General features: G+C 63.2%; 23 protein-coding genes and 1 riboswitch. Of the genes, 13 read left to right on the top strand and 10 right to left on the bottom strand.

From position 1 onward, the window contains the following. Positions 1–22: 22 nt before the first annotated feature. Positions 23–196: riboswitch (Lysine riboswitch) on the top strand. Positions 197–343: 147 nt separating this feature from the next. From ACTNBU_RS03570 to ACTNBU_RS03560, 3 genes are all read left to right on the top strand, one after another. Further along, a complete protein-coding gene (locus ACTNBU_RS03570; protein ID WP_441030804.1) occupies positions 344–1,279 on the top strand; it encodes a transporter substrate-binding domain-containing protein in 936 nt (311 codons plus the stop codon). Between the two features lie 89 nt (positions 1,280–1,368). Next, positions 1,369–2,250 (top strand): amino acid ABC transporter permease, encoded by an 882-nt coding sequence (locus ACTNBU_RS03565; protein WP_441030802.1) that lies wholly within the window; start codon positions 1,369–1,371, stop codon positions 2,248–2,250. Between the two features lies 1 nt (position 2,251). Then, positions 2,252–2,992: an amino acid ABC transporter ATP-binding protein gene (locus ACTNBU_RS03560; protein ID WP_441030800.1), complete on the top strand. Its 741-nt coding sequence runs from the start codon at positions 2,252–2,254 to the stop codon at positions 2,990–2,992. A gap of 544 nt (positions 2,993–3,536) precedes the next feature. Here ACTNBU_RS03560 and fliB read toward each other — a convergent pair. The 7 genes from fliB to add all read right to left on the bottom strand — a co-directional run bounded on the left by fliB (position 3,537) and on the right by add (position 9,154). After that, a complete protein-coding gene (fliB, locus tag ACTNBU_RS03555; RefSeq protein ID WP_441030798.1) occupies positions 3,537–4,565 on the bottom strand; it encodes a flagellin lysine-N-methylase in 1,029 nt (342 codons plus the stop codon). A 45-nt stretch (positions 4,566–4,610) separates the two neighbouring features. Continuing rightward, positions 4,611–5,147 (bottom strand): NUDIX hydrolase, encoded by a 537-nt coding sequence (locus ACTNBU_RS03550; RefSeq protein WP_441030796.1) that lies wholly within the window; start codon positions 5,145–5,147, stop codon positions 4,611–4,613. Further along, positions 5,144–6,145: a DMT family transporter gene (locus ACTNBU_RS03545; protein ID WP_441030794.1), complete on the bottom strand. Its 1,002-nt coding sequence runs from the start codon at positions 6,143–6,145 to the stop codon at positions 5,144–5,146. The genes ACTNBU_RS03550 and ACTNBU_RS03545 overlap by 4 nt, the downstream gene beginning before the upstream one ends. 2 nt (positions 6,146–6,147) lie before the next feature. Beyond that, complete coding sequence (locus ACTNBU_RS03540) at positions 6,148–6,738, bottom strand: FMN-dependent NADH-azoreductase (protein WP_441030792.1); 591 nt, start codon at positions 6,736–6,738, stop codon at positions 6,148–6,150. Further along, positions 6,735–7,478 (bottom strand): nucleoside phosphorylase, encoded by a 744-nt coding sequence (locus ACTNBU_RS03535; protein WP_441030790.1) that lies wholly within the window; start codon positions 7,476–7,478, stop codon positions 6,735–6,737. Before ACTNBU_RS03535 ends, ACTNBU_RS03540 begins: the two co-directional genes overlap by 4 nt. A gap of 17 nt (positions 7,479–7,495) precedes the next feature. Further along, a complete protein-coding gene (locus ACTNBU_RS03530; protein ID WP_441030788.1) occupies positions 7,496–8,029 on the bottom strand; it encodes a cysteine hydrolase family protein in 534 nt (177 codons plus the stop codon). Between the two features lie 108 nt (positions 8,030–8,137). Further along, complete coding sequence (add, locus tag ACTNBU_RS03525; RefSeq protein WP_441030786.1) at positions 8,138–9,154, bottom strand: adenosine deaminase; 1,017 nt, start codon at positions 9,152–9,154, stop codon at positions 8,138–8,140. A 321-nt stretch (positions 9,155–9,475) separates the two neighbouring features. On the opposite strand from add, the gene ACTNBU_RS03520 reads away from it, so the two are divergent. The 7 genes from ACTNBU_RS03520 to rpoN all read left to right on the top strand — a co-directional run bounded on the left by ACTNBU_RS03520 (position 9,476) and on the right by rpoN (position 17,906). Further along, complete coding sequence (locus ACTNBU_RS03520) at positions 9,476–10,636, top strand: BMP family lipoprotein (protein ID WP_441030784.1); 1,161 nt, start codon at positions 9,476–9,478, stop codon at positions 10,634–10,636. A 139-nt stretch (positions 10,637–10,775) separates the two neighbouring features. Further along, the gene (locus ACTNBU_RS03515) at positions 10,776–12,335 is read left to right on the top strand and encodes an ABC transporter ATP-binding protein (protein ID WP_441030782.1); all 1,560 of its coding nucleotides are present in this window, start codon (positions 10,776–10,778) and stop codon (positions 12,333–12,335) included. After that, positions 12,328–13,470, top strand: coding sequence for an ABC transporter permease (locus ACTNBU_RS03510; RefSeq protein WP_441030780.1), 1,143 nt, complete (start codon positions 12,328–12,330; stop codon positions 13,468–13,470). The genes ACTNBU_RS03515 and ACTNBU_RS03510 overlap by 8 nt, the downstream gene beginning before the upstream one ends. 1 nt (position 13,471) lies before the next feature. Continuing rightward, positions 13,472–14,425 (top strand): ABC transporter permease, encoded by a 954-nt coding sequence (locus ACTNBU_RS03505; RefSeq protein WP_441030778.1) that lies wholly within the window; start codon positions 13,472–13,474, stop codon positions 14,423–14,425. Between the two features lie 88 nt (positions 14,426–14,513). Further along, positions 14,514–15,470, top strand: coding sequence for a nucleoside hydrolase (locus ACTNBU_RS03500; RefSeq protein WP_441030776.1), 957 nt, complete (start codon positions 14,514–14,516; stop codon positions 15,468–15,470). Next, positions 15,467–16,396 (top strand): nucleoside hydrolase, encoded by a 930-nt coding sequence (locus ACTNBU_RS03495; protein ID WP_441030774.1) that lies wholly within the window; start codon positions 15,467–15,469, stop codon positions 16,394–16,396. Before ACTNBU_RS03500 ends, ACTNBU_RS03495 begins: the two co-directional genes overlap by 4 nt. A 148-nt stretch (positions 16,397–16,544) precedes the next feature. Then, positions 16,545–17,906, top strand: coding sequence for an RNA polymerase factor sigma-54 (gene rpoN, locus ACTNBU_RS03490; protein WP_441030772.1), 1,362 nt, complete (start codon positions 16,545–16,547; stop codon positions 17,904–17,906). 296 nt (positions 17,907–18,202) lie between these two features. On the opposite strand, the gene recQ is transcribed toward rpoN, so the two are convergent. Further along, the gene (gene recQ, locus ACTNBU_RS03485; protein WP_441030770.1) at positions 18,203–20,026 is read right to left on the bottom strand and encodes a DNA helicase RecQ; all 1,824 of its coding nucleotides are present in this window, start codon (positions 20,024–20,026) and stop codon (positions 18,203–18,205) included. A 46-nt stretch (positions 20,027–20,072) separates the two neighbouring features. Continuing rightward, a complete protein-coding gene (locus ACTNBU_RS03480) occupies positions 20,073–21,011 on the bottom strand; it encodes an alpha/beta hydrolase (protein ID WP_441030768.1) in 939 nt (312 codons plus the stop codon). A gap of 156 nt (positions 21,012–21,167) precedes the next feature. On the opposite strand from ACTNBU_RS03480, the gene ACTNBU_RS03475 reads away from it, so the two are divergent. The 3 genes from ACTNBU_RS03475 to ACTNBU_RS03465 all read left to right on the top strand — a co-directional run bounded on the left by ACTNBU_RS03475 (position 21,168) and on the right by ACTNBU_RS03465 (position 23,783). Beyond that, positions 21,168–21,656: a hypothetical protein gene (locus ACTNBU_RS03475; RefSeq protein WP_441030766.1), complete on the top strand. Its 489-nt coding sequence runs from the start codon at positions 21,168–21,170 to the stop codon at positions 21,654–21,656. Positions 21,657–21,790: 134 nt separating this feature from the next. Continuing rightward, a complete protein-coding gene (locus ACTNBU_RS03470) occupies positions 21,791–23,065 on the top strand; it encodes a hypothetical protein (protein ID WP_441030764.1) in 1,275 nt (424 codons plus the stop codon). A 25-nt stretch (positions 23,066–23,090) separates the two neighbouring features. Then, positions 23,091–23,783: a DUF6320 domain-containing protein gene (locus ACTNBU_RS03465; protein ID WP_441030763.1), complete on the top strand. Its 693-nt coding sequence runs from the start codon at positions 23,091–23,093 to the stop codon at positions 23,781–23,783. Positions 23,784–24,029: 246 nt separating this feature from the next. Here the strand turns inward: ACTNBU_RS03465 and ACTNBU_RS03460 are convergent, their stop codons facing one another. Beyond that, a complete protein-coding gene (locus ACTNBU_RS03460; protein ID WP_441030761.1) occupies positions 24,030–24,416 on the bottom strand; it encodes a metallopeptidase family protein in 387 nt (128 codons plus the stop codon). Positions 24,417–24,429: the final 13 nt, after the last annotated feature.

The following is a 24,429-nucleotide window of genomic DNA, read 5'->3' as shown; positions in this document are numbered from 1 at the left end:
TAGGATACCGTCAAAATTGAATCGCTGAGATAGAGGCGCGAGGTCCATCAGTATCCTCCGGCAAAGGCCAGGCAAGCCGCCGGCGGGGAAAGGGAACATCGCCGAAGTGCTGCGGGATTGCCTGATCCCGGGGTGCTGGGCCGTCAGGAAACACCTGCCGGACTGTCACAAGGTTTTGTGAAGCGCTATCAATGGCTGTTCGGGACGGCTCCCAGAGAGGGGCTTCTTCCGTATTTTCCATGGACCGCTTGACAAAGCGGTCCAATTTTTATTCTCCGCCGCCGGAGCGGCCCGGCCCGGAGAGAACATTCCGCCGCACACGCTTCAGAAAGGTTGGAAGAATATGAAGAAGTTTTTTGCAATGATGCTCTCTCTGGCCATGGCCCTCAGCCTGACCGCCTGCGGCTCCGGTTCCTCCGGCGCCGCCTCCGCCCCCGCTGCCTCCTCTCCCGCCGCTTCTGCGTCCGCCGCGGCCAGCTCCGCCGGTGACGCCGATGTCATCCCCGGTCTGGAGGACGGCGTGCTGACCGTCGGCATGGAGTGCGCCTACGCCCCCTACAACTGGACCCAGATGGACGACTCCAACGGCGCCGTGCCCATCTCCAACGTCTCCGGCGCCTACGCCAACGGCTATGACGTCATGATCGCCCAGAAGATCTGCAACGCCAACGGCTGGGAGCTGGAGATCGTCTCCAGCGCCTGGGACTCCCTGTGCCCCGCTGTGCAGTCCGGCACCATGGACGCCAACATCGCCGGTCAGTCCATGACCGCTGACCGCATGGAGCAGGTGGATATGGCCGGCCCCTACTACTACGCCACCATCGTCTGCGTCACCACCAAGGACAGCGAGTACGCCAGCGCGACCTCCATTGCCGACCTGGCCGGCGGCAAGTGCACCTCTCAGTCCGGCACCATCTGGTATGACTCCTGCCTGCCCCAGATCGAGAACGCCGAGCTCCTGGCCCCCGCCGACACCGCTCCCGCCATGACCATGCAGCTCCAGACCGGCACCGTGGACTTTATCTGCACCGATATGCCCACCGCCATGGCCGCCGTCGCCAAGGACGACAATCTGGTGATCCTGGACTTCTCCGGCACTGATGGCGACTTCCAGTTCGCCGACGAGGAGGAGCGGGCCGAGAACGTGAACATCGGCATCTCCGTCCAGAAGGGCAACACCGCCCTGAAGGACGCCATCGACGCCGTGCTGTCCACCATGACCGAGGACGACTTCAACGCCCTGATGGATCAGGCCATCGCCATCCAGCCTGAGGTCTGATACTGATTTCATGATCTTCCGCGTCCTCCGGCCCTGTTTTCAGGGCCGGAGGATGCACCGCTGTCAACGAAACGAAAGGAGTTTCGCCCATGGATAAGCTGGTGAAGCTGTGCCAGGATATCGCCCAGCTGTGGAGCAAATACTGGCCCATGTACATGAGCGGCGTGAAAAGCACGCTGATCCTCGCGCTGGTGGCCACGGTCATCGGCTGCGTCATTGGCCTGATCTGCGGCATTCTGAACACCATCCCCTACACGAAAAACGATCCCCTCCCCAAGCGGTTTCTCCTGAAGCTGATCCGGGTCCTGGTCCGCGTCTACGTGGAGGTGTTCCGTGGCACCCCCATGGTGCTGCAGGCGGTGTTCATCTACTACGGCCTGCCCTATTTCACGGACAACGCCCTGCGGTTCAACAGCACCTGGGCGGCCGCCATCCTCATCGTCTCCATCAACACCGGCGCCTATATGGCGGAGTCCGTCCGGGGCGGCATCATCTCCATTGACCCCGGCCAGACCGAGGGCGCCAAGGCCATCGGCATGACCCATGTCCAGACCATGACCAGCGTCATCCTGCCCCAGGCCCTGCGGAACATCATGCCCCAGATCGGCAACAACTTCATCATCAACGTGAAGGACACCTCCGTCATGTTCATCATCAGCTTCACGGAGTTCTTCGCGGCCCACCGGTATATCGTGGGCGTCAACAACATGTATTTCCCCTCCGCCACCATTGAGATGGCCGGCTATCTCACCATGACGCTCATCGCCTCCTTCCTGCTGCGGTGGGTGGAGAAGCGAATGGACGGCGACGACAGCTATGAGCTGGTCCAGGAGGATCAGCTGGTGATGTCCGCCGGCACCTACAGCCATCCCGACCGGGGCACGCCCTTCGATGAGCGCAGCAAGGAGTACCGGGAGCGGACGAAGCAGGCACTGAAAAACCGCAACGGAAGTACGAGAGGAGAACGGTGACATGAGCGATACGATCCTTGAGATCCGGCATCTGTCCAAGGCCTTCGGCAGCCATGAGGTGCTGCGGGACATCGACTTCACCGTGGAAAAGGGCGACGTGACCTCCATCATCGGCGCTTCCGGCTCCGGCAAGTCCACGCTGCTGCGGTGCGTCAACCTGCTGGAGACCCCTACCAGCGGCGAGATCCTCTACCACGGAAAGAACGTGGCGGACCGGACCGTCAGCGCCCCCGCCTACCGCTCCCACGTGGGCATGGTGTTCCAGTCCTTCAATCTGTTCAACAACATGACGGTGCTGGAAAACTGCATGGTGGGCCAGGTGAAGGTGCTGAAGAAGAACAAGGAGGACGCCCGCAGGAGCGCCCTGAGCTATCTGGAAAAGGTGGGCATGGCCCCCTACATCAACGCCAGGCCCCGCCAGATCTCCGGCGGCCAGAAGCAGCGGGTGGCCATCGCCCGGGCGCTGGCCATGGAGCCGGAGGTGCTGCTGTTCGACGAGCCCACCTCCGCCCTGGACCCGGAGATGGTAGGCGAGGTGCTGGAGGTCATGCGGCAGTTGGCCGCCGACGGCATGACCATGCTGGTGGTGACCCATGAGATGGCCTTCGCACGGGACGTCAGCAGCCAGGTGGTGTACATGAACCAGGGCGTCATCTGCGAGCAGGGCACGCCGGAGCAGGTCTTCGGCGATCCCCAGCGGCAGGAGACTCGTGACTTCTTGGCCCGGTTCCGGAAAAACTGAGTCCATTCATCTGAAAACCTGCCCGCCGCGGAACAGACGCTTCCGCGGCGGGTGTTTTTTGCTTCGGCATAAAACACCGCAGGGCGCAAAAAAAGACGGCCCCATGGCCGCCGGATGAAAAACATCGACCCCGCCAACCTCCAACGAGCTGGCGGGGTCACTTCTGGTAGGGCTTCTCGTTCACTAAGCGTTACCTCAAACTTTCTTCGGATTCTTCTGAAAGATTCATGCAGGGGTCGGATGCTTGCCAATCCTTAAAACATAAGTACACGCAGTCGTTGCATTTGCTGTTGCCAATGCGCTGGTGTGGTCTCGGTGAATACGAGTGATGTTTCGTTTTTGGTAGGAATCGGTCTGCTGGATTCTTTCAGAGGTTCAGGAACTTACTGAGTTCTCAGATGGGACCTAGCCCATGGGACTCACCCCTTCCTTGTGTCTATAATGTACAACATCTTTCGGGATTTGTCAATTGCTTTTGTGCTACTTCTCTAGTTTTTACAAATGTAAAACGTTTGCTGGCGGCAGATTGCACAAAGTCTGCCCGTCAGGACTCCAGCGCCGCCAGAAGCTGCGGGAGGGAGACAACGTCTCCCTGATAAAAGGCGTCCAGCAGGGCGTCCAGATTGTCCTCGTCGTGCTCGATCTCGCAGCTGAACCGCCGCAGGGCCTCCGGCAGGCCGCACACCACCGCCAGCCGCTCCACCGTCAATACCGCGAAGACGCACAGATCCGCCCGGCTCAGGAGGTCGCCGTCGTTGATAGCTTTCAGCAGGTAACGGAAGGCGAAATAGACAGCAATGCGCTCCAGCGGCGGCTCCGGTACCGGCGCCGCCGGGGCCGTCTCCGCCTGACGCAGCAGGGCGGGCCAGTCATCGTCCAGAGTCTCCAGTGTTTCCAGAAACCGCAGGCCGCCGGGGAACAGCGGAGGTGCCTCAGCGGGCTGGACAGCGTCTTCCGGCGGCGTCCAGTCCGACACCAGGGCGGGCAGCTCAGATGCCTGTTCCTCGTCCAGATATCCCTGGGCATCCCAGGCCAGCAGCAGAAAGTCCCGCAGGCGGCGGCGCAGGGGAAGGCTCCGATCCGCCAGAATGTCCAGCAGCCGGGTCCGCAGGGGCAGCAGACAAGGGAGCCAATCGTCGCCCGCCTCCCCTGCTTCCGGCGTCTCGCGCTCCGGAAATGTCAGGGGGTTGCCGCTGCCCAGCAGCAGAGCGTTGGCCGCGGGACAGGAGGCGCACAGGGTGATCTCCCGGAAGGGGCCGTAGTCCTCCGTGAACCGGGGATGCTCCCGGCAGGTGACGCTGGTGGCCGCCTCTCCCAGCTGCCGGTGGATCTCGCAGAGGTTGTCCCCGTCCAGAAAGGGACAGCGCCCGCCGTTCAGGGGAAAGCAGACGTCTCCGCCTTCATCCTCCCGCATGGCGGCTCGCAGTCTGTCCCCCAACGGACCGGGGACGCCCTCATACCGGCGGACAGTATCGTCGTCCAGGACTACCTCCCACTTTTCGCAGCAGGTGTGGGGACAGGCGCCCGCCAGACAGCGGAAGTTATCGTAATAATCCGGCACGCGGATCAGCATGGGCATCATCTCCGGAAAGGATTTCTCCGCTTCGCCGTCCCGGCGTCACGGGCGCAGGAAGCCCATGGGCCTGCCCTCCATGGCGAACAGCAGGCCCAGAAAGTCCCGGTAAAAGGGGGCGAAGGCCCCGTCGTCCAGCATGGCTTCCGCCGTGGGGCGGTCCACCCACCGGGCGTCCCGCACCTCCGAGGGCTGGAGATGCAGGGAGGCGATGTCCGGCGGATCGGGCAGCTCCACCAGATAGATGTCGTCAAAGCCGTCGTCAAAATTCACGGTGAGATAGGGCCGCAGACCGGAGAAGTCCAGGTCCAGCCCCAGCTCCTCCAGCAGTTCCCGGCGGATGGCGGTCCGGCTGTCCTCGCCGGCCCGGACGCCGCCCCCGGCGGTGAGGTCCCACAAGTCGGGATACTCCTCCTTGCAGGACTGCCGCCGCTGGATCAGCATCCGGCCCTGGGGATCGAAGATGCAGACGTGGACCACCGTCAGATACTCTCCCGGGCCCAGCGCCGCGCCCCGGGGGACCGTTTTCCCCAGCGGGCGGCGCTGCTCGTCCACCACGTCCACATATTCCGGCGGCCTCATGGCCGGCCCCCTTCCCGTTCGCTGCGGCGCATCTCCAGAAACACCGGCAGGATGGCCGTCACGGAGGCGGCGGTGAAGAAGCCAATGCCGATGATGCGGTTCAGGGAGATGGTCTCATGGAGCAGCACGGCGGAGAAAGCGGCGGCGATGATGGGCTTGAACAGATAGATGAAGGAGGCCTCCGTGGCGGAGGTACACTCCACCGCCTTGGCCAGCAGCAGATAGCCGCCCACAGTGACCACCAGGCAGATATAGGCCAAGATCAGGGTGCTTTTCGCGGTGTAGCCAACGGTAAAGTCCACCCGGGAGAAGATACCCAGGCCCACGCGGTCAAAGACTGATGCGACGGCGGGGATCTCTCCCAGCAGCGTCACCGCCAGCAGTTCCGCTCCGCCGGTGAGCAGCACCAGGCAGGCCATGGCCACGCTGCCGTACCGGGGGACGCTGATGCGGCTGAAGGTGCCGTACAGGGCGAAGGTCAGTGTGGACAGAATGGCGAACAGGAAGCCGGACAGGCTGATCTGGATGTGGAGGGGATTCAGAATGAACAGGATGCCCACAATTTCCAGTCCCAGCGCTGCCAGATTCCGCTTCAGCAGCGGCTCCTTCAGGATGAAATAGGCGAAGACCGTGGCGAAGATGGGGTTGCCGGAGTAGATGGCCGCCGTGGCGGAGGCGTCCATGGCGTTGATGGACAGCTGCAAAAAAACGATCTGCAAAGCCACGCAGATGAAGCCCATGCACAGGAAATACCGCAGGTCCCTCCCGTCCAGCCGTACCTTCCGGCGGCGCAGCTCCCGTAGGGCGAAGGGCAGCAGAAACAGTCCGCCGATCAGCACACGCAGTACGGTGATCTGCATGGTGCTGAACACATCGCTGACGCTTTTGATGGAGACCTCCGTGGTGCTGTACACCAGCGCCGCGGCGGCGATGCAGCCGTAGCCCAGCTTCCGGCGGCGCAGCTGCTCCCGCTGTCCTGTGACGCGTTCCGTACTCATGGTCACAGGCTCCTGGCCAGTTCGGCCGCCTGGCCGCAGGCCGCTTTCAGGGAGGCGGCGCCGTCGAAGCCGTCCACGTCCAGGCCGTCGGCGGCCACGCACTGGAATCGGTCGAAGCCGAAGAACCGCTGGATGCCCCGTAGATAGGGCGTGGCCTGCTCCAGGGGATCCCCGTCGGCGTAGATGCCGCCCCGGGTGGTGAGAAGCACCAGATCCGTGCCCCGGCAGAGGCCCTGAAGGCCCTCCGCGGTGGAGCGGAAGGTGATGCCCTCCGCGGACACGTTTTCAATGTAGATTTTCAGCAGCGCCGGGAAGCTCAGGTCCCAGAAGGGCGCGGCCATCACCACAATGTCCGCCTCCGCTATCTGATGGGCGTAGCGGAACCGGGGATGGTCCAGCCGTCCCTCCGCCAGCAGCTCCTCCCGCTTCCGGAAGAACGGGCCGGAGAGGGGCTGCATCCCCTCCTCCGCCGGATCCAGACGGAGAATGTCGTATTCCGCCGGCAGCGCCTTTAAAAAGGCGTCCCCCAGGCGGGCGGTCCGGGATTCATCGCCCCGGATGCAGCAGTCGATATACAGCACTTGCTTCTTCATGTCAGATCCTCCCGGCTGAGACGGTACAGGGCCTCCAGAGCCACGGCGATCTCCCGCCGCTCCCCCTCCGCCGTCCGGTCCGCGCCGCCGGCGTAGTCGCCGATGGCGCCGGCGGTATCCTGGCCCCACAGGACCACGTTGTTCAGAATGGAGGCGGTGCGGACGCCCCGGAGACGTCCGATGGTGAACAGGGCCGCCGTCTCCATGTCGGCGCCCAGGGCGCCGCAGCGGGACCAGTGGGCGGACTCCGCCTCGTTGGTGTCGATATAAAAGCTCTCATGGCTGTGGACGATGCCCACATGGTGGGGCCAGCCGTTGTCCCTGGCGGCGGCGATACAGTGGGACAGCAGCGCCGTGTCCGGCACCGCCGGATAGCGCACGTCCACGTAGGCCTTGGAGGCGCCGTCGTCCCGGATGGCGCCGCAGGCGAAGATCAGGTCCCCCAGGCCGATGCCCGTTTGCAGGGCGCCGCAGGAGCCGATGCGGATCATGGCGGTAACGCCGATGGCCCGCAGCTCCTCAATGGCGATGCCGGCGGAGCTGCCACCGATGCCCGTGGACAGCGCGGCCACCGGCAGGCCCCGGTAGGTGCCCCGGAGACTGCGGAACTCCCGGTTATAGGCCAGCTCCTCTACGTTTTCCAGCTGCTCCGCGATGCGGTCCAGACGGGCGGGGTCGCCGGGGAGGATGGCACAGCGGGCGTTCAGGGATTCATCCAGCTGAATGTGCGGCTGAAGCATACGCGCTCCCTCCTTTGTTATTTGCGGTTCAGGACTTCGGCCTGAAGGCCGGCCAGAACGTCCAGCGTCTTTTCATGGAGGTCCGGGTCAAAGCTGGCGGTGAGGTTGGCGTCCACCACGATCTGGGCATTGGGATAGTGGCTCTGGAGCACCACGGCGTTGCTGACCACGCAGATGTTGCTGACAAGGCCGCACAGTTCGATGCGGTCCGCCTCTTTCGGCAGCAGGGCCAGGATGGCGGGGTCCGCCACGTCCATGCCGAAGGTCAGCTTGTCGATGCCCACGGCTTCCACTTCCTCCAGGGCCTTGGCGGTCTCACCGTAGTTCTGCCAGCCGCCGCTGCCCTTGACGCAGTGGATGGCGGGAAGATGACGGCCCTCCCGGGTGTTCAGATAGTCGGGGAAATGGGTGTCCCGGGTGAACCAGACCCGGCCCTTGCCGTATTCCCGGACCCGGGCGGCGATGGCGGCGTCCAGCTTTTCGGCGCCGGGGAAGCCCAGGGCGCCGTCCACAAAGTCCTTCTGATAATCAATGACAAACAGACAGTCCATAGCAGCGATCTCCTTATTTCTATAGTGTAACAGCAATGGCGGGGTACAAAGAGAATTGACAAGAGTATACCATCCGGCGGGGAAAAGCACAAGGAAGGTCCGCCGGATTCAGCGGCAGGCCTCCAGACGGGCCAGCAGGTCCGCCTTGTCTGCCTCCGGCAGGAAGGCCGCCCGGACGGCGTTCTCATTCATGCGGATCAGGTCGTCCCGGACAAAGCCCATGTCCCGGAGACAGTGGTCGTACTCGTCGTCCAGGGAGACGCCGGCCAGCACCATGTTGTCGGTGTTGATGGTGACGCTGATGCCCATGTCCAGCAGCTTTTTGGCGGGGTGCGCCCCGTAGGAGGGTTGGGTCCGGCACTGAATGTTGCTGGTGGGGCAGATCTCCAGGGTGACGCCCTCCTGAACGGCCCGGCGGCAAAGGTCCGGATCGTCGAAGATGTGGTGGCCGTGGCCGATGCGCCGGGCGCCGAAGTCCATGGCGTCCCGCACGGTGTCAGGCCCCTGACTGTCTCCGGCGTGGCAGGTGAAGGGCACGCCCAGCTCCGCGGCCCGATGGAATAGCGGGGCGAAGTTTTTCAGGGGCACCACGCCCTCGCCGCCCGCCAGATCCAGGCCCACGACGCCCTTTCCCAGACATTCCCGGCAGACCTCCACGGTCTCGGCGTTGGCGTCCCAGTTGGCGGTCTCCGGTCCCACGCACATCATGCAGGTGAGGATGCCCACGCGGATGCCGGGGCACCGCTCCAGACCCTGACGGCGGCCCTCCAGCACGGCCTCCACGGCCTGACGCTGGGTCAGGCCCTGCCGGGTGTGGAGCTGGGGGGCGAAGCGGATCTCCGCATAGGCCAGGCCCTGTCCGGAGAGCGTCTCAATGAGCTCCCGGGTGATGCGGATGATGCTGTCCCGGCCCTGCATGATCTGAAGGGGCAGATCAAAGAGCTTCAGGTATTCGTTGACGCTGCCGCAGTTCGCGGCGGTGCGGATGAAGTTCCGGTAGCCCTCCACGGAGCCGCCGGGCACCGGGACGCCCCGGGCGGAGGCCAGTTCCCAGGCGGTTTCCGGCAGGATGGAGCCGTCCAGGTGGAGGTGCAGATCAACTTTCGGGAAGGGATAGCGTTCCATGAAAAATCCTCCTGAATGTATAGAATCAATGGGATAAATGGCCAAAACACCGGTTTGTTCTCTTTCAGAATATTCCTGAAACCGGAGGGAGTCAAGAGCGAAAACCGGCGCGGAGGGTCCCGGTGAGAGGGAGGGCTGTCAGAGTCCTAGCATCTTTGTAGAGAAAACCTGAATAATTTTGTGAAAAACAGATAAACATTTTGCGGCAAATTGACAAGACAATGGAAAAAGGATACAATAATTACAGTCTGGGGGTCTGTCTTCCTGCGTCTCTGCAATGAATCAGGGCTCCGGACGATATCATTTCGGGAGGTTTTACCTGTGAAGAAGTTAATTGCACTTGCCCTTGCAGTGGTAATGACAATGTCCCTGGCGGCCTGCGGTTCCAGCGGCGGTTCCTCCGCGCCCGCGGCTTCCGGCGGCTCCGGCTCCTCTGCCCCCGCCGCCAGCTCCGGTGAGGCCGGAAAGGTCTACAATGTCTGCAATCTGGTCAACGGCAACCTGGGCGACAAGTCCTTCTTTGACTCCGCCGAGGCCGGTCTGGAGCAGCTGAAGGCCGATGGCCGCATCGAGCTGACCACCATCGAGATGGGCGGCACCGATGAGGATCAGCCCAAGTGGCTGGAGACGCTGTACGAGGTCTCCGAGTCCGGTGAGTACGACCTGATCGTCTGCGGTACATATCAGATGCCCGACTACCTGAAGGAAGTCGCCACTCAGTACCCCGACCAGAAGTATCTGATCTATGATGACAACACCTACGTGGGCAACAACGACAACGTGGTCAACATGACCTTCAAGCAGAACGACCTGGGCTATATCATGGGCGTTTATGCCGCCTGCATGACCACCGACACCAGCATCGAGAACATGAACGCGGACGCCGTTCTGGGCTTCGTCGGCGGCGTTGACAGCCCCGTTATCAACGACTTCCTGTACGGCTTCATCCTGGGCGCCCAGAGCATCAATCCCGATGTGAAGATCGACACCCGCTACACCAATGACTATGTGGATACCGCCATCGCCAAGGAGTACGGCCTGTCCATGATCAACGACAACAAGTGCGACATCATCTGGGGCGTGGCGGGCAACGCCGGCAACGGCGCCGCCGAGGCCGCTCTGGAGACCGGCAAGGGCTGGTTCCTGGGCGTTGACTCCGACCAGGAGCTGACCTTCTCCGCCGATCTGGCTGCCATCACCCTGACCTCCGGCCTGAAGAACATCGGCAACGCTCTGATCTGGTTCTTCGACCAGTGGGACGAGGGCAATGAGTTCTGGGGCCAGGAGATCAACCTGGGCATCGCCGAGGGCGGCGTCGGCATCGTCACCGACAAGAACTATGACAAGTACGCCTCCGATGACACCAAGGCCGCCGTGGAGACTGCCCAGCAGGCCATCCTGGATGGTACCGTCACCGTCCCCTCTGCCATCGGTGATACCTCCGGCACCGTGGAGGCTCTGCGGGAGTCTGTCCGTCCGTAAAACTGGATCTGAAACTGAACTCATTACGAGTTTCCTGTAAAGAGGGGGCTGTATTCAGCCCCCTCTTTACTCCATGTGAAAACAAGGAGCTGTCCGGCAGCTCCGGTTCCATAAATCATGAGACGGGAGGGAGCCCCATATGGCAGAGGAATATGTGGTCCAGATGAAGGGGATCACAAAAGTCTACCCCAACGGCATCGCCGCCAACCAGGACGTGGACCTGTCCGTCCGCAAGGGCGAGATCCACGCGCTGATGGGCGAGAACGGCGCCGGAAAATCCACCCTGATGAAAATGCTGTTCGGCCTGGAGCAGCCCACCTCCGGCGAGATCTGGGTCAACGGCGAGAAGGTGAATCTGACCTCACCCACCGTGGCCATCTCCAAGGGGATCGGCATGGTGCATCAGCACTTCATGCTGGTGCCCAGCCTCACCGTGGCGGAGAACATGGTGCTGGGCATGGTGCCCAGAAAGTCGGGCGTGTTCATCGACCGGAAGAAGGCCGTGGAGCTGACGGAGGAGTACTCCAAGCGGTTCAACCTCCACGTGGACCCCAACGCCAAGGTCATGGATATCCCTGTGGGCATGAAGCAGAAGGTGGAGATCCTGAAGGCCCTGGTCCGGGGCGCCAGAATTCTGATCCTGGACGAGCCCACCGCCGTGCTGACCACCCAGGAGACCAGCGAGCTGTTCAAGGAGCTGCTGCACCTGAAGGAGGACGGCTACACCATCATCTTCATCTCCCACAAGCTCAACGAGATCATGGAGATCACGGACCGCATGACCATCCTCCGGGGCGGTAAGTCCATGGGCGTCTACGAGACCAAGGACGAGAACCCGGAGAAGATCTCCCGCCTGATGGTGGGCCGTGACGTGGTGCTGAAGGTGGAGAAGGAGAAGGCCCGGCCCGGCGGCGAGGTGCTGCGGATCCGGGATCTGGAGTTCGTCAACGAGTGGGGCAAGAAAATGCTGGACAAGGTGTCCCTCTCCGTCCGCAAGGGCGAGATCCTGGGCATCGCCGGCGTGGAGGGCAACGGCCAGAAGGAACTGGTGGACATGCTGTTCCATCTGAACACCCCCAACGCCGGCACCGTGGAGGTCAACGGCGAGAGCATCCTGGGCCTCAGCCAGCGGAAGATCCGGGAGAAGGGCGTGTCCCTGGTGCCGGAGGACCGGATGCTGTACGGCATCGCCGGCGCGGCCTCCATCGAGGAGAACCTGATCTCCGACCGCTGCGGCGCGAAGCGGCTGAACAAGGGTCCCTTGTTTGATATGAAGGCCATCCACGCCGAGGCAGACCAGCTCATTGAAGACTACACCGTCCTCTGCAAATCCGGCGCCCAGAAGGTGGAGAACCTCTCCGGCGGCAACATCCAGAAGGTGGTGGTGGCCCGGGAATTCTCCAACAGCCCCTGCCTCATCATTGCCGACCAGCCCACCCGCGGCATCGACGTGGGAGCTACGGAGTTCATCCGCCGGAAGCTGGTGGAGCTGTCCCGCTCCGGTATTGCAGTGCTGCTGGTTTCTGCCGACCTCAACGAGGTCATGGAGCTGTCCGACAGCCTGATCGTGATGTACGCCGGACGGATCGCCGCCTACTTCGAGGACACCTCGGACCTGAATGACGAGATCATGGGTGAGTACATGCTGGGTCTGAAACAGCAGACGCCCGAACAGATCAGGAGGGTTTGCCATGAGTAAAAAGAGAAGTCTGATCTTCAGCATCGTCCGGGGTCTGGCGGCCATCTTCATCGCGCTGGCCGTGGCCACCCTGCTGATCTTCATCTGTTCCGACGGCAGTCTGGCGGAAAAGGGCAGCCAGACCCTGGGCGCCCTGCGGCAGCTGCTGATCGGCCCCGCCATCAAGAACAAGGGCGGCATCAGCACCAAGAACCTGTGCGATGTGCTGGCGGCCATGATCCCCATCATCTTCACGGGCCTGGCCACCTGCGTCATGTTCTCCGCCAATCAGTTCAACCTGGGCGCTGAGGGCGGCATCATGCTGGGCGCCTTCATCACCGCCCTGGTGGCCATCTACGCCCCCCTTCCCGCCGGTGTGCTGCCCATCGCGGCGGTGCTGATCGGCGCGGCGGCGGTAGGCGTCATGATGCTGATCCCCGGCCTGCTGAAGGTGAAACTGGGCGTCAGCGAGATGGTGTGCTCCCTGATGATGAACTACGTGGTGATGTACCTGATCAAGTACACGCTGAACAGCTTCCTGGCGGACAAGAGCAAGGGCCAGATCATGACCCACGACTTCCAGCCCCAGTCCGCCATTCCCCAGCTGATCAACAACGGCTCCAAGCTGTCCTGGGGCTTCATCGTGGCCATTGTGCTGGTGGTGCTGGTGGCTCTGTTCATGTACCGCACCCGCTGGGGCTACGCCATCCGGATGATCGGCATCAATCAGGACTTCGCCATGTACTCCGGCATGAAGGTGGGCACGGTCATCGTCCTGTCCCAGGTGCTGGGAGGCATTCTGGCCGGTATGGGCGGCGGCATCGAGATGCTGGGCCGCTACACCAACTACTCCTGGATGGCCCTTCCCGGCTACGGTTGGACCGGCATTACCGTGGCCATCCTGGCGGGCAACAACCCCGCGTTCGTCCCCTTCGCTGCGTTCTTCATGGCCTATCTCAACAAGGGCTGCAGCCTGATGTCCACCTATTCCGGCGTTCCCTCCCAGCTCATCGACATCCTCCAGGCGGTGATCTTCCTGTTCTTCGCGGCGGAGCAGTTCCTGTCCGGCTACCGCCAGAAGCTGGTGGTCAAGAGTACCCAGGAGGAACTGAAGCTGAAAGAGGCAGCCGCCGGTTCGGAAGGGAGCGTGAAGTAATATGTTCTTCAACACGGATTTCTTCTTCTCCATCCTCCGGATCACCGCGCCCATCCTGTTTGCCACCCTGGGCGCCGTGGTGGGCGAGAAAGCGGGCGTGTCCAACATCGGCCTGGAGGGCATTATGATGATCTCCGCCCTGTTCGGCTCCCTGTGCGCCTACTGGACCGGCTCCTGGGCGGCGGGATTGCTGCTGGCCCTGCTGGTGGGCATCATCATGGGCCTGCTGATGGGCTTCTTCGCCTTCAACCTGAAGACGGATATCATCCTCACCGGCGTGGCCGTCAACATGATCGGCTCCGGCGGCACGCTGTTCCTGGTGAAGGTCATCACCCAGATGACCGAGGGCAAGGCCCTGGCTTCCACCACCTCCCTCATCACCAAGGACCTGCAGATCCCCTCCTGGAACATCCCCATCATCAAGGACATCCCCGTCATCGGCGACGTCCTGTCGGGGCACTGCATCCTGACATATCTGGCCTTCCTCCTGGTGTTCCTCACCTGGGTCCTGCTGTACAAGACACCCCTGGGCCTGAACATCCGCTCTGTAGGTGAGAATCCCAACGCCGCGTCCTCCGTGGGCGTCAGCGTCATGAAGATCAAGTATATCGCCATCGGCTTCTCCGGAGCCATGGCCGGCTTCGGCGGCGCGTTCATGTCCATGTACTACGCCATGGGCTGGTCCCAGGACATGGTGTCCGGCCGCGGCTTCATCGCCCTGGCGGCACAGGCCATGGGCGCCGGAGAGCCGCTGGGCTCCATGCTGGCGGCCCTGGTGTTCGGCTTCGCCCAGGCGCTGGGCATCAAGATCTCCTCTAGGGGCATTGACTCCAACCTGGTGTCCCCCATCCCCTACGTGGTGACCATCCTGGGTCTGGTGGTCTTCGCCGTGGCGGCACGGATGAAGGTCAAGCGCCAGCACTCCGCGGCCGCCCTGCGGGAGGCCTCCAAGTAAGTGTCTCCTACCCATTTGCCGCCCGCTCCGGGCGGCAAATGTTTTGCCAGTGTTCCTGCCCTGACTCTCTTTGAAAGGAAGATCGCGTGTGAGCGAAGAAAAGAAGATCCCCATTCTGCTGGACGGCGACCCCGGTCATGACGACGCCATCGCCTGGATGCTGGCCAAGGCCAGCCCGGCGCTGGACATCCGGTGCGTCACCTCCTGCGCGGGGAATCAGACCATTGAAAAGACCACGTACAACGCCCAACGGGTGTGCACCCTGCTGGGCATCACCGCCCCCATTGCCATGGGACGGCCCCGTCCCCTGCTGGCAGACCCCATCACCGCCGGAAACGTCCACGGCCAGACGGGCCTGGACGGTCCCAGGCTGCCGGAGCCGGGCATGGAGCTGTCTCCCCTGGGCGCCGTGGAGCTAATGGCCCGGACGGTGCGGGAGAGCGAGTCGCCGGTGACCATCGTGTCCACCGGCCCCCAGACCAACGTGGCGGCGCTGCTGCTGGCCCATCCGGAGCTGAAGAGCAAAATCGGCCGCATCTCCCTCATGGGCGGCGGCATCGCCTACGGCAACTGGACGCCGGCGGCGGAGTTCAACATTCTGGTGGACCCGGAGGCGGCCCGGACGGTCTTCTCCTCCGGCATCCCCGTGCAGATGGCGGGCCTGGACGTGACGGAGCGGGCCCTGATCTTCCCGGAGGACTTCCAGCGCATCCGGGCGGTGGGCAATCAGGTGGCCCGGGTGGTGGCGGACTGGCTGGAGTTCTTCTACCAGTTCCACCGCTCCATCGGCTACGCCGGAGCGCCGCTCCACGATCCCTGCGCCGTGGCGTCCCTGCTGCATCCGGAGCTGTTCACCATGCAGGACCTGTATGTGGAGGTGGAGACCGAGGGCGAATACTGCCGGGGCGCCACCGTGGGCGACCTGCGGGGCAAGACCGGCCATGCCCCCAACGCCCGGTGCCTGATGGATGTGGACCGGCAGGGGTTCGTGGATCTGCTGGTGGAGGCGGTCCGGACCTATGACGGATGGGAGGTGCGTGTATGAACAGGATCCCCGTATGGTTTGACACGGACATGGGCGTGGATGACGCCGCGGCTCTGCTGGTGCTGAATCGTCTGGAGACGGTGGAGGTGGTGGGGATCTCCGCCGTGGCGGGAAACGTGGAGCTGTTCCACACCTACGACAACGTCCGGAAGGTCTGCCGTCTTATCGGAAGCGCCGCGCCGGTTTTCAGGGGCGCGGACAGACCGCTGTTCAAGGAACTGGAGATCGCGGCCTATGTCCACGGCGCGGACGGCCTGGGCGGCGCGGTGCTGCCGCCCTCTGACGCACCGGAGCAGCCGCTGGCCGCGTGGGACGCCCTGTATCAGGCCGCCCGGGCGGCGGAGGGCAGGCTGGAGATCGTGGCCGTGGGGCCGCTGACCAATCTGGCCATCGCTTTTGGAAAATATCCGAAGCTGAAGGACCTGGTGAAGCGCATCCTCATCATGGGCGGCGCTGCCCAGGGGGGAAATGTGACGCCGTCGGCGGAGTTCAACATCTATGTGGATCCCCACGCAGCCCAGATGGTGTTCAAGTCCGGCGTCCCCGTGGTGATGTGCGGCCTGGACGTGACGGAAAAAGCGTATCTCACCCGGGCGGAAGTGGAGGAGACCGGCGGACGCGACACGCCGGTGTGCCGCTTCTTCCGGGACAGCACCCGGGAGCTGGTGAAATACCATGAGGACTGGGGCAATCCTGGACTGGTGCTCCACGACGTGTGTCCGGTGCTGTTTCTGGAGCATCCGGAGATATTCCGGGGACAGGAGGCTGGGGTTTATGTGGAGACCCGGGGCACCATCACCACCGGCAAGACGGTGACGGATCTGTGGAGCGACAAGGAGTTCCCGGAGAAGAACGCCTTCGTGGTGCTGGACGTGGACCGTCCGGCCTTCGTCCGGCTGGTGCGGGACGCCATTCTGGCGTATTGAGCAAAATTGAGCGAGCAGGCCCGGAAGAGGATTTCTCCCGGGCCTGCTGCTGTTTCGGACAGAAAAAACTTTTCGGAAGAGAAAAAGTATGATATACTTTTTACGACAAATTCCGCAGGATTCAACCGCTGAATGAGGGAGTGGATATATGCCGATGGAACAGCGCCTGGAACAGGCTCAGAAATTGATTTTGACCCAGACCGTGCAGCAGTCTCTGCATTGTTTGCAGATGTCCTCCCAGGAACTGAGCGGCTATCTGCAGGAGGAAGCCCTTTCCAATCCCCTGCTGGAGGTAGAGGATATGCCCCTGGGGGTGCCCTATCCGGCGGACCGGGATCAGGGACAGGAGAATCTGCCCATCGAGGTACGGGAGCGCATTGCCTGGGAGGGCGGAAAAAATCGGGAGGACGACGGAGATTTCACCAGACTGTACAGCCGGGGCCAGTCCTTCCAGGAGTATCTGGAGGAGCAGCTGGGCCAGATGAAGGGCCTCAGCGGCGATCAGCTGGCCCTGTGCCGCTATCTGGTGGGCTGCCTGAACTCTGCGGGATATCTGGACTGCTCCCTTTCCGAGCTGGCGGAAGAGCTGGGACGTCCGCTGTTCGACCTGGAGCAGGCCCTGTTTGCCGTTCAGCTGCTGGACCCGCCCGGCGTGGGGGCCCGGAGCCTGTCGGAGTGCCTGCTGCTGCAGCTGGCCCAGGGACCGGCCTTCAACGAGGTGAACATCCGTCTGGTGCAGTCGGGCCTGCCGCTGCTGGCGGATCAGAACTACACCGCTCTGGCGGAACTGCTGGAGGTGAAGCCGTCGGAGGCGAAGCGCGCGGCGGAGGTGATCCGGGAGCTGAATCCCATTCCTTCCCGGGGATTCGATACGGGGACCCAATCCGCCTACATCGTTCCGGAGGCGTCCATCCGCTGCGAGGACGGCAGAGTGGTGGTGGAGATGAACGAGCATGCCATTCCCCATGTGGCGCTGAACGAGGAGTACTGCGCCATGATGAACCGGCGGGACTGCCCGGACGCCCAACCCTATCTGAAGGAAAAGCTCACAGAGGCCAAGGGGCTGATGGGCATGGTCAGGGACCGGGCGGAGACCATCTCCCGGCTGCTGACCGCGGTGGTGCAGTACCAGCGGGACTATTTCCTGGAGGGCGCGGCGCTGCGGCCCATGACCATGAGCCAGATGGCGGAGGAGCTGGACCTCAGTACCTCCACGGTCAGCCGGGCGGTACGGGATAAGTACATCCAGTTCCAGGGAAAACCCCTGGCCCTGCGGAGCCTGTTCACCACGGCGCTGCGCACCGCCCAGGGCGAGAACGTCTCCGTGGAGACGGCCCGGCAGCAGTTGCGGCGGTTCGTGGAGGTGGAGGACCCGGCCCATCCCCTGTCGGATGAGGCGCTGCGGACAGCCCTCTCCGGCGTTGGCATTGAGATCTCCCGGCGGACCGTGGCCAAGTACCGGGGTGAGCTGAATATCCCAGCGGCCTCCGCCAGAAAAAAGAGAGCTTGAGAGATGAACAGCGGTCCCCTGTCACAGACAGGGGGCCGCTCAGCTTGTCGAAAATCCTCTGTTTGAAGGAAAGAAGTTCTTTTTTGCAGGGGGAGTACGAGGGGGCGGGAGCCCCTTCGTATTGAATCAAATGTCTGCAAAAAGCCTGCGTTAGCAGGCGTTTGCGCCGCACAGCGGCAGATTTTCGGACCGCATAGCGGTCCGAAAATCGAGACATTAGTCAGGCTGTCGGAAAAGTCTATGGACTTTTTCGACAGCCTGAGCGGTCCCCTGTCACAGACAGGGGACCGCTGATTTTATCCCAGAAATTCCCGGATGACCTCTAGAAAGGCGCCACCGTATTTGTCCGCCTTGTAGTCGCCGATGCCGCTGACGTTCATCAGCTCCTGACGGCTCCGGGGCAGAAGCGCCGCCATCTCCCGCAATGTCTTGTCGCTGAAGATGACGAAGGCCGGAACGCCCTGCTGGCGGGCCAGCGCCGCCCGGACGGCTTTCAGCCGCTCCAGCAGGCCCATCTGGTCCGCGTCCAGCTTCACGAAGGCGGCCTTTGGCTTCTCCGGCGTCCGGGCCGGGGCCTTCTGGGCCACCTTCATCCGCACCGTCCCCTCCCCCTCCAGGAGATCCTTTGCTTTGGCGGTGAGCTTCAGAATGGGATACTGCCCCTCCGTTACCGCTAGAATATCCTCGTCGATGAGAAAGCGGATGCGCTCCTGAAGCTCCCGCTGGGTCAGTCCCGACAGGACGCCGTAGGTGGGCTCCCGGTCCAGGCGGTAGCGCTGCACACGCTGGTCCTCGCTGCCGCTGAGAACGGCGGCGATGAGACTGATGCCGAAGTGCTGTCCGGTGTCCGCGACGCAGCGCAGGATGGTCCGGGCCTGGGGGCTGATGTCCTGCTCCTCGAAGTTGTGGAGACAGTTGTAGCAGTTGCCGCAGTAGCCCGGGGCGTGTTCGCCGAAGTATTGGAGGATGAACTGCCGCAGGCAGTTTCGGGTGCGGGAGTAAAAGGTCATCTGCTTCAGCCGCTCCATATCCCGTTCCCGCAGCGCCGCCGCGGTCTCCGGGTCCACGCCCTCCGCCGGTTCGCTGTGCTCAATGAGGAACTGGTTTGTGTGGACGTCCTGGCGGCTGTACAGCAGGATGCAGGACGCGGGAGCGCCGTCCCGGCCCGCCCGGCCGGCCTCCTGATAATAGCTCTCCAGGTCCTTGGGCATGTTGTAGTGGATGACGTACCGCACGTCGGACTTGTCGATGCCCATGCCGAAGGCGTTGGTGGCCACCATCACCTGGGCGCGGCCGAAGAGGAAGTCCTCCTGGTTCCGCCGCCGCTCCTCCGCCTCCAGTCCGGCGTGGTAGCGGGTGACGGCCAGGCCCTCCTCCCGGAGGAAATCGCAGACCTCCTCCACGTTCTTCCGGGTGGAGCAGTAGACGATGCCGCACTCCCCCCGATGCTCCCGCACCGCCTGGAGCAGGGCGGGACGCTTCATCTCCGGCTGGCGGACCTCGAAGTACAGATTCTCCCGGTCGAAGCCCGTCACCTGGACGAAGGGGTCCCGGAGCTTCAGCAGGCGCTGGATGTCCTCCCGGACCCTGGGGGTGGCGGTGGCGGTAAAGGCCCCCACCACGGGGCGCCGGGGCAGACTGTCCAGAAAGGCGGGAATGTCCAGATAGGCGGGGCGGAAGTCCTGGCCCCACTGGGAGATGCAGTGGGCCTCGTCCACCGCCACCATGGAGATGGTCAGGGAACGGGCCAGCTCCTGAAAGGCCGGGGAGGCCAGCCGCTCCGGCGCGATGTAGATGATCCGGTACCACCCGTCCCTGGCCCGGCTCAGGGCCAGCTGATACTGGCGGTAGGTCAGGGAGCTGTTGAGAAAGGCGGCGGGGACGCCGGACTGCACCAACGCTGTCACCTGATCCCGCATCAGGGACACCAGCGGGGACACCACCAGCGTGATCCCCGGCAGCAGCAGCGCCGGGACCTGATAGCAGATGGACTTCCCGCCGCCGGTGGGCATGATGTTCAGCACGTCCCGGCCCTCCAGCAGGGTGTTCACCACGGCCTCCTGGCCGGGGCGGAAGGCGTCGTAGCCGAAATAGGTTTTCAGACACTCGGATTTTGTCATGGCGGACCTCGGAAAAAGAAAGCCGTGGGAGACACGGCTTTCCGGATCACCGCTCCAGCAGGAAGCGGGCAATGCTCTGCATGGCGGCGCTGGATTTTTTGGTGGGGAACATCTGGAACACGTGCCACATCCCCTCACTGACCTCCAGACGGCAGGGGACCTCCTGCCGCGTCATGGCCTTGTAGAGGGACTCGGCGTCGGAGTACAGGATCTCATGGTCGCCCGCCTGAATGAGGGTGGGCGGGAAGTGGCTGAGATCGGCGAACAGGGGCGACAGGTCCGGCGAGCGCAGATCATGGGCGCCGGCGTAGGCCGCCCGCACCGCCGCGATATACTCCGGCGTCAGCATGGGGTCCAGCTCCGCCCGCTCCCGGTAGGACGCACCGGACATGGTCATGTCCGTCCAGGGGGACATCAGCACCAGAGCGGAGGGCAGGCGGCGTCCGGCGGTCTTCAGCCGGTGGCACAGCACCAGCGCCAGATTGCCTCCGGCGGAATCTCCCGCCAGAACGATATCCCGGGCGCCGTAGCCATGGAGCATCAGGTGGTCCCAGGCCTGCAGGGCGTCCTCTACCGCCGCCGGATAGGGAAATTCCGGGGCCAGACGGTACTCAAAGCTCAGCACGTCGTAGCCGGTGACGTGGGCCAGCTTGGAGGACAGCACCCGGGAGTAGCCCAGATTGCCGCTGGTATAGCCGCCGCCGTGACAGTATAAGATGGCATGGCGGCCGCCGTGGGGCGTCTTCAACCGGGTCCAGGCGGCGGGTATCCCGGAGAGGGAGAACTCCTCCCAGTCCATGCCGGCCATGGGCGCGGTGAGACGGCCCAGAAGCTCCTGGTTCCGCCGCTGGCGCTCCAGCTCCTCCGGGTCCATGGTATCCGGCGAACCGGCGCTGTGGAGGGCCTTCAGCGCCCGCATCAGCGGGTCCAGCCGGGGACTCTCCGACTCCAGCTTCTTTTTTCGTGTTATCCGCAGCTTGTCCATGGGACCTCCTGTCAGCATCGGTGTGAGATGGTGGGTATTATGATAACACAGATCCGGGAAAAAGAAAAGAAATGCCTGCGTTCCGTCCGGCATGCCTTGCGGCGGACGGGCCGGTATCCTATAATGGGTACAGAATATAGACATAGGGGGTAGCATATGAAGAAATGCATCGCACTGGCCGCGGCCCTGCTCTGTCTCCTGACGCTGGCGGGGTGCGGCAACGCCCCCGTTCCGGAGAAGAGCGGGACCGGCGCCATCCCCTTCCGCGGCGATCAGCTGTACGCCGCGGCGTATCTGGGGTATGAAGAGATGGACGATCTCTCCTTTTACGTGGAGACCTATCTGGACGGAGAAGATCCGCCCATCCACTATCTCTCCCAGGGCGACTACTATCTCATTATCCCCAGATATGAGAATATGACCCTGCGCCTGTACCAGAGCGACATGGAGACCATGGACACCGTGCTGCGCTATGAGGACGCGGCCTGCCGCCCCTTCATCGTCCAGTGCAACGTCAGCGACATTTTCGCGGACGCGGTGATCTGCCTGACCTACGAGACGGAGACGGCGGAGTTTTCGCCTTACATCTCTTTGCAGGACGGCAGCGTCCAGATGGGTGACCGGGGACTGGACATTACAAAATAGACGCGGCGGATCCCGTTTCCTTTACGACGGCTTTCCTTGTCATCCCCCATTCGCCTGTGGTAAAATGATACCATGGCCAGGATGTCCCGCTTTCGCGGCGGGACTTTAAAGACGGGAAGCGAGGGGGGACGGACATGGCAAAAGCGGGAAGCCGCTGGTACAGACTGGATAACGCGGGGATCCTCTACTCCGCCTTGCAGAGGGAGGAGTACTCGGCCATCTACCGTTTTTCCGCCCTGATGGCGGAGCCTGTCCGCCCGGCGGCGCTGCAAAGTGCCATTGAACGGGTGATGCCCCGGTTCCCCGGCTTTGCGGTCCGCATCCGGCGTGGGGCGTTCTGGTACTATCTGGAGCCCAACACCGCGCCGGGGCCGTTTCTGAAAGAGGATGTCTCCGACCCCTGCCAGCCCATCCGGTTTCGGGAGGACAACGGCTGGCTGGTGCGGTTTTACTACTATCGCAGCCGCATCTCCATCGAAGTGTTCCACGCCCTGTCCGACGGCGCGGGGGCCATGGTGTTCTTCCGGACGCTGCTGGCGGAATACCTCCGGCAGCTGGGGGTGGATGTCCCGCCGGGAGAGGGTGTGCTGGATGTGACGGAGCCGCCCCGCCCGCAGGAACTGGAGGACGCCTATGCCCGGTACGCCGGGAAACACGCCCTGGGTCTGCGGCGGCTGCCCAAAGCCTATCAGAACACCGGCACACCGGAGCCGTTTTACACTTTTCACGTCACCATGGGCTTCGTGCCCCTGGACAGGCTGAAGGAGCAGGCCCGGCGGTACGGCGCATCCATCACGGAATATCTGGCCGCCGTGCTGATCCAGGTGATCCTGGAGCGGCAGCACCGGGAGCGGCCCCACCGGGAAAAGCCGGTGGCGCTGGCGGTGCCCATCAATCTCCGGGCCTATTTCCCCTCGGAGACGCTGCGGAACTTCATCACCACGGTGCGGCCCTATGTGGACCCGGCCATGGGGGACTACACCTTTCCGGAGATTGTCTCCCAGGTCCGGCACTTCATGAAACTGCACGTCAACCGCCAGGAATTGCAGGCCGCCTTCACCGGAAACGTCCGGTTCACCCGGAAGCTGGCGCTCCAGCTCATTCCGGTGTTCCTGAAGAATCCGGTGATGGCGCTGAACTACCGCCTGCTGGGTGTGCGGCCCTATTCCTGTACCTACACGAATCCCGGCGTGTTCACCGTGCCCGCCGCCATGGAGCCTCACATCGAAGGCATGGAGGTGATCCTGGGCCAGGCCACGGTACCCCGGTGCCACTGCGCCTCCATCAGCTATGGGGACACCATGGAGATCACCTTCGCCGGGACCCAGGCGGAGACCGACACGGAGCGGGAGTTCTTCCGCTTTCTGGTACGGGAGGGAATCCCCGTGCGGGTGGAGAGCAACCGCTGATCATCAGCGAGCAAAGGAGCGTTTTATGTCCTACTGTGTGAACTGCGGCGTGGAGCTGGACCCCGGCACGGCGGTCTGTCCCCTGTGCGGGACGCCGGCGTGGAAGCCGGACCCGGCATCGCCGTCCTACTTCCCCACCAAGCCGGCGGAGGTCCGTCCGGCGTCCAAGCGGGAGGCCGTGATCCTGCTGACCGCCATGCTGGCCTCGGTGTCCGTGTGCTGCGGGCTGCTGAATCTGCTGCTGCCCACCCGGCGGCCCTGGTCGCTGTACGTCATCGGCGCGGCGGTGATGCTGTGGATCTGGTTCGTACTGCCCATGCTGGCCCGGCGGCTGCCCATCTTTTTCAAGCTGACCTTCGACGTGGCGGCCATCGGCGTCTACGTCTGGCTCATCTCCATCGACCTGAACGGCGGCGTCTGGTTCCGGGGGCTGGCTCTGCCTATCCTGGGCTGGGCCTGCGGAGTGGTGTTTGTGCTGAGCTTTCTCCTCCGGGGCGGACGGCGGTCCATTTTGTCGTCCATGGCGCTGTGCATCGGCGCGGCGGGCCTGCTGACATTGGGCGTGGAATTCGCCGTGGACCGCTATCTCCGGGGCGTGTGGGAGCCGGGATGGTCGCTGGCGGTGCTGGTGGTCTGCGTGGGCCTCATCATCCCCCTGCGGATCGTCCGGCGGGTGCCCGCCCTCCGGGAGGAGGCCCGGCGGCGGTTCAATCTGTGAGCATATGATACTAGAATCCATTAAAAATAAGACATTTGTCTTATTTTTATAGCGCCAACGGCGCGTTGGATTCTTATGAGACGGTGCCGTCAACAGGTCCCTTATTGTACCTTATCTATGAGACGCGCCGACGCGCGGAGCGCGGCGGCTCCCATTAAAATATCCTATTTTAATGGGAGAATAGTATGAGAAGACGCACCGGCTGCTTCGTGCAGCCGGTGCGTTTTTGCAGAGATCATGCGGTGTTCACGGCTCCAGCCCGTACTCCCGGCGGAATTCCTCCAGCTCCTCCGCGTCCCGGTCGTCCAGAGCGTGGGTGCCGCCCCGGTTCTCCATGTGATGGGTCAGCTCATGGGCCAGAGTGGTGCGCAGCTCCTCCAGCCAGGTGTCCCGGTCCCAGTCCTCCTTCTCCGCCAGGGCGGCAAAGGAGCCGTAGTAGAGATTGACGTAGTTCCCCAGCAGGTCGTCGCAGTACTCCCCCAGAAAATACATCTCCCCCTCGGGAAATTCCGGGTCCGGCACCGCCTCCTCCAGCAGATTGATCCCTCCGTTGAGCCCGTTGAACAGCACTTCCGGAAAGCCCTCCGCCATTTCGTCCAGGATGTCGTTGACCTCGTCGATAGAAAGGATCATATGAAAGCCTCCT

Origin of the sequence: Dysosmobacter sp. HCP28S3_G4 (assembly GCF_052065175.1) — a bacterium.
GTDB lineage: Bacteria > Bacillota > Clostridia > Oscillospirales > Oscillospiraceae > Oscillibacter.
This window is presented reverse-complemented; position numbering and strand designations above follow the sequence as displayed.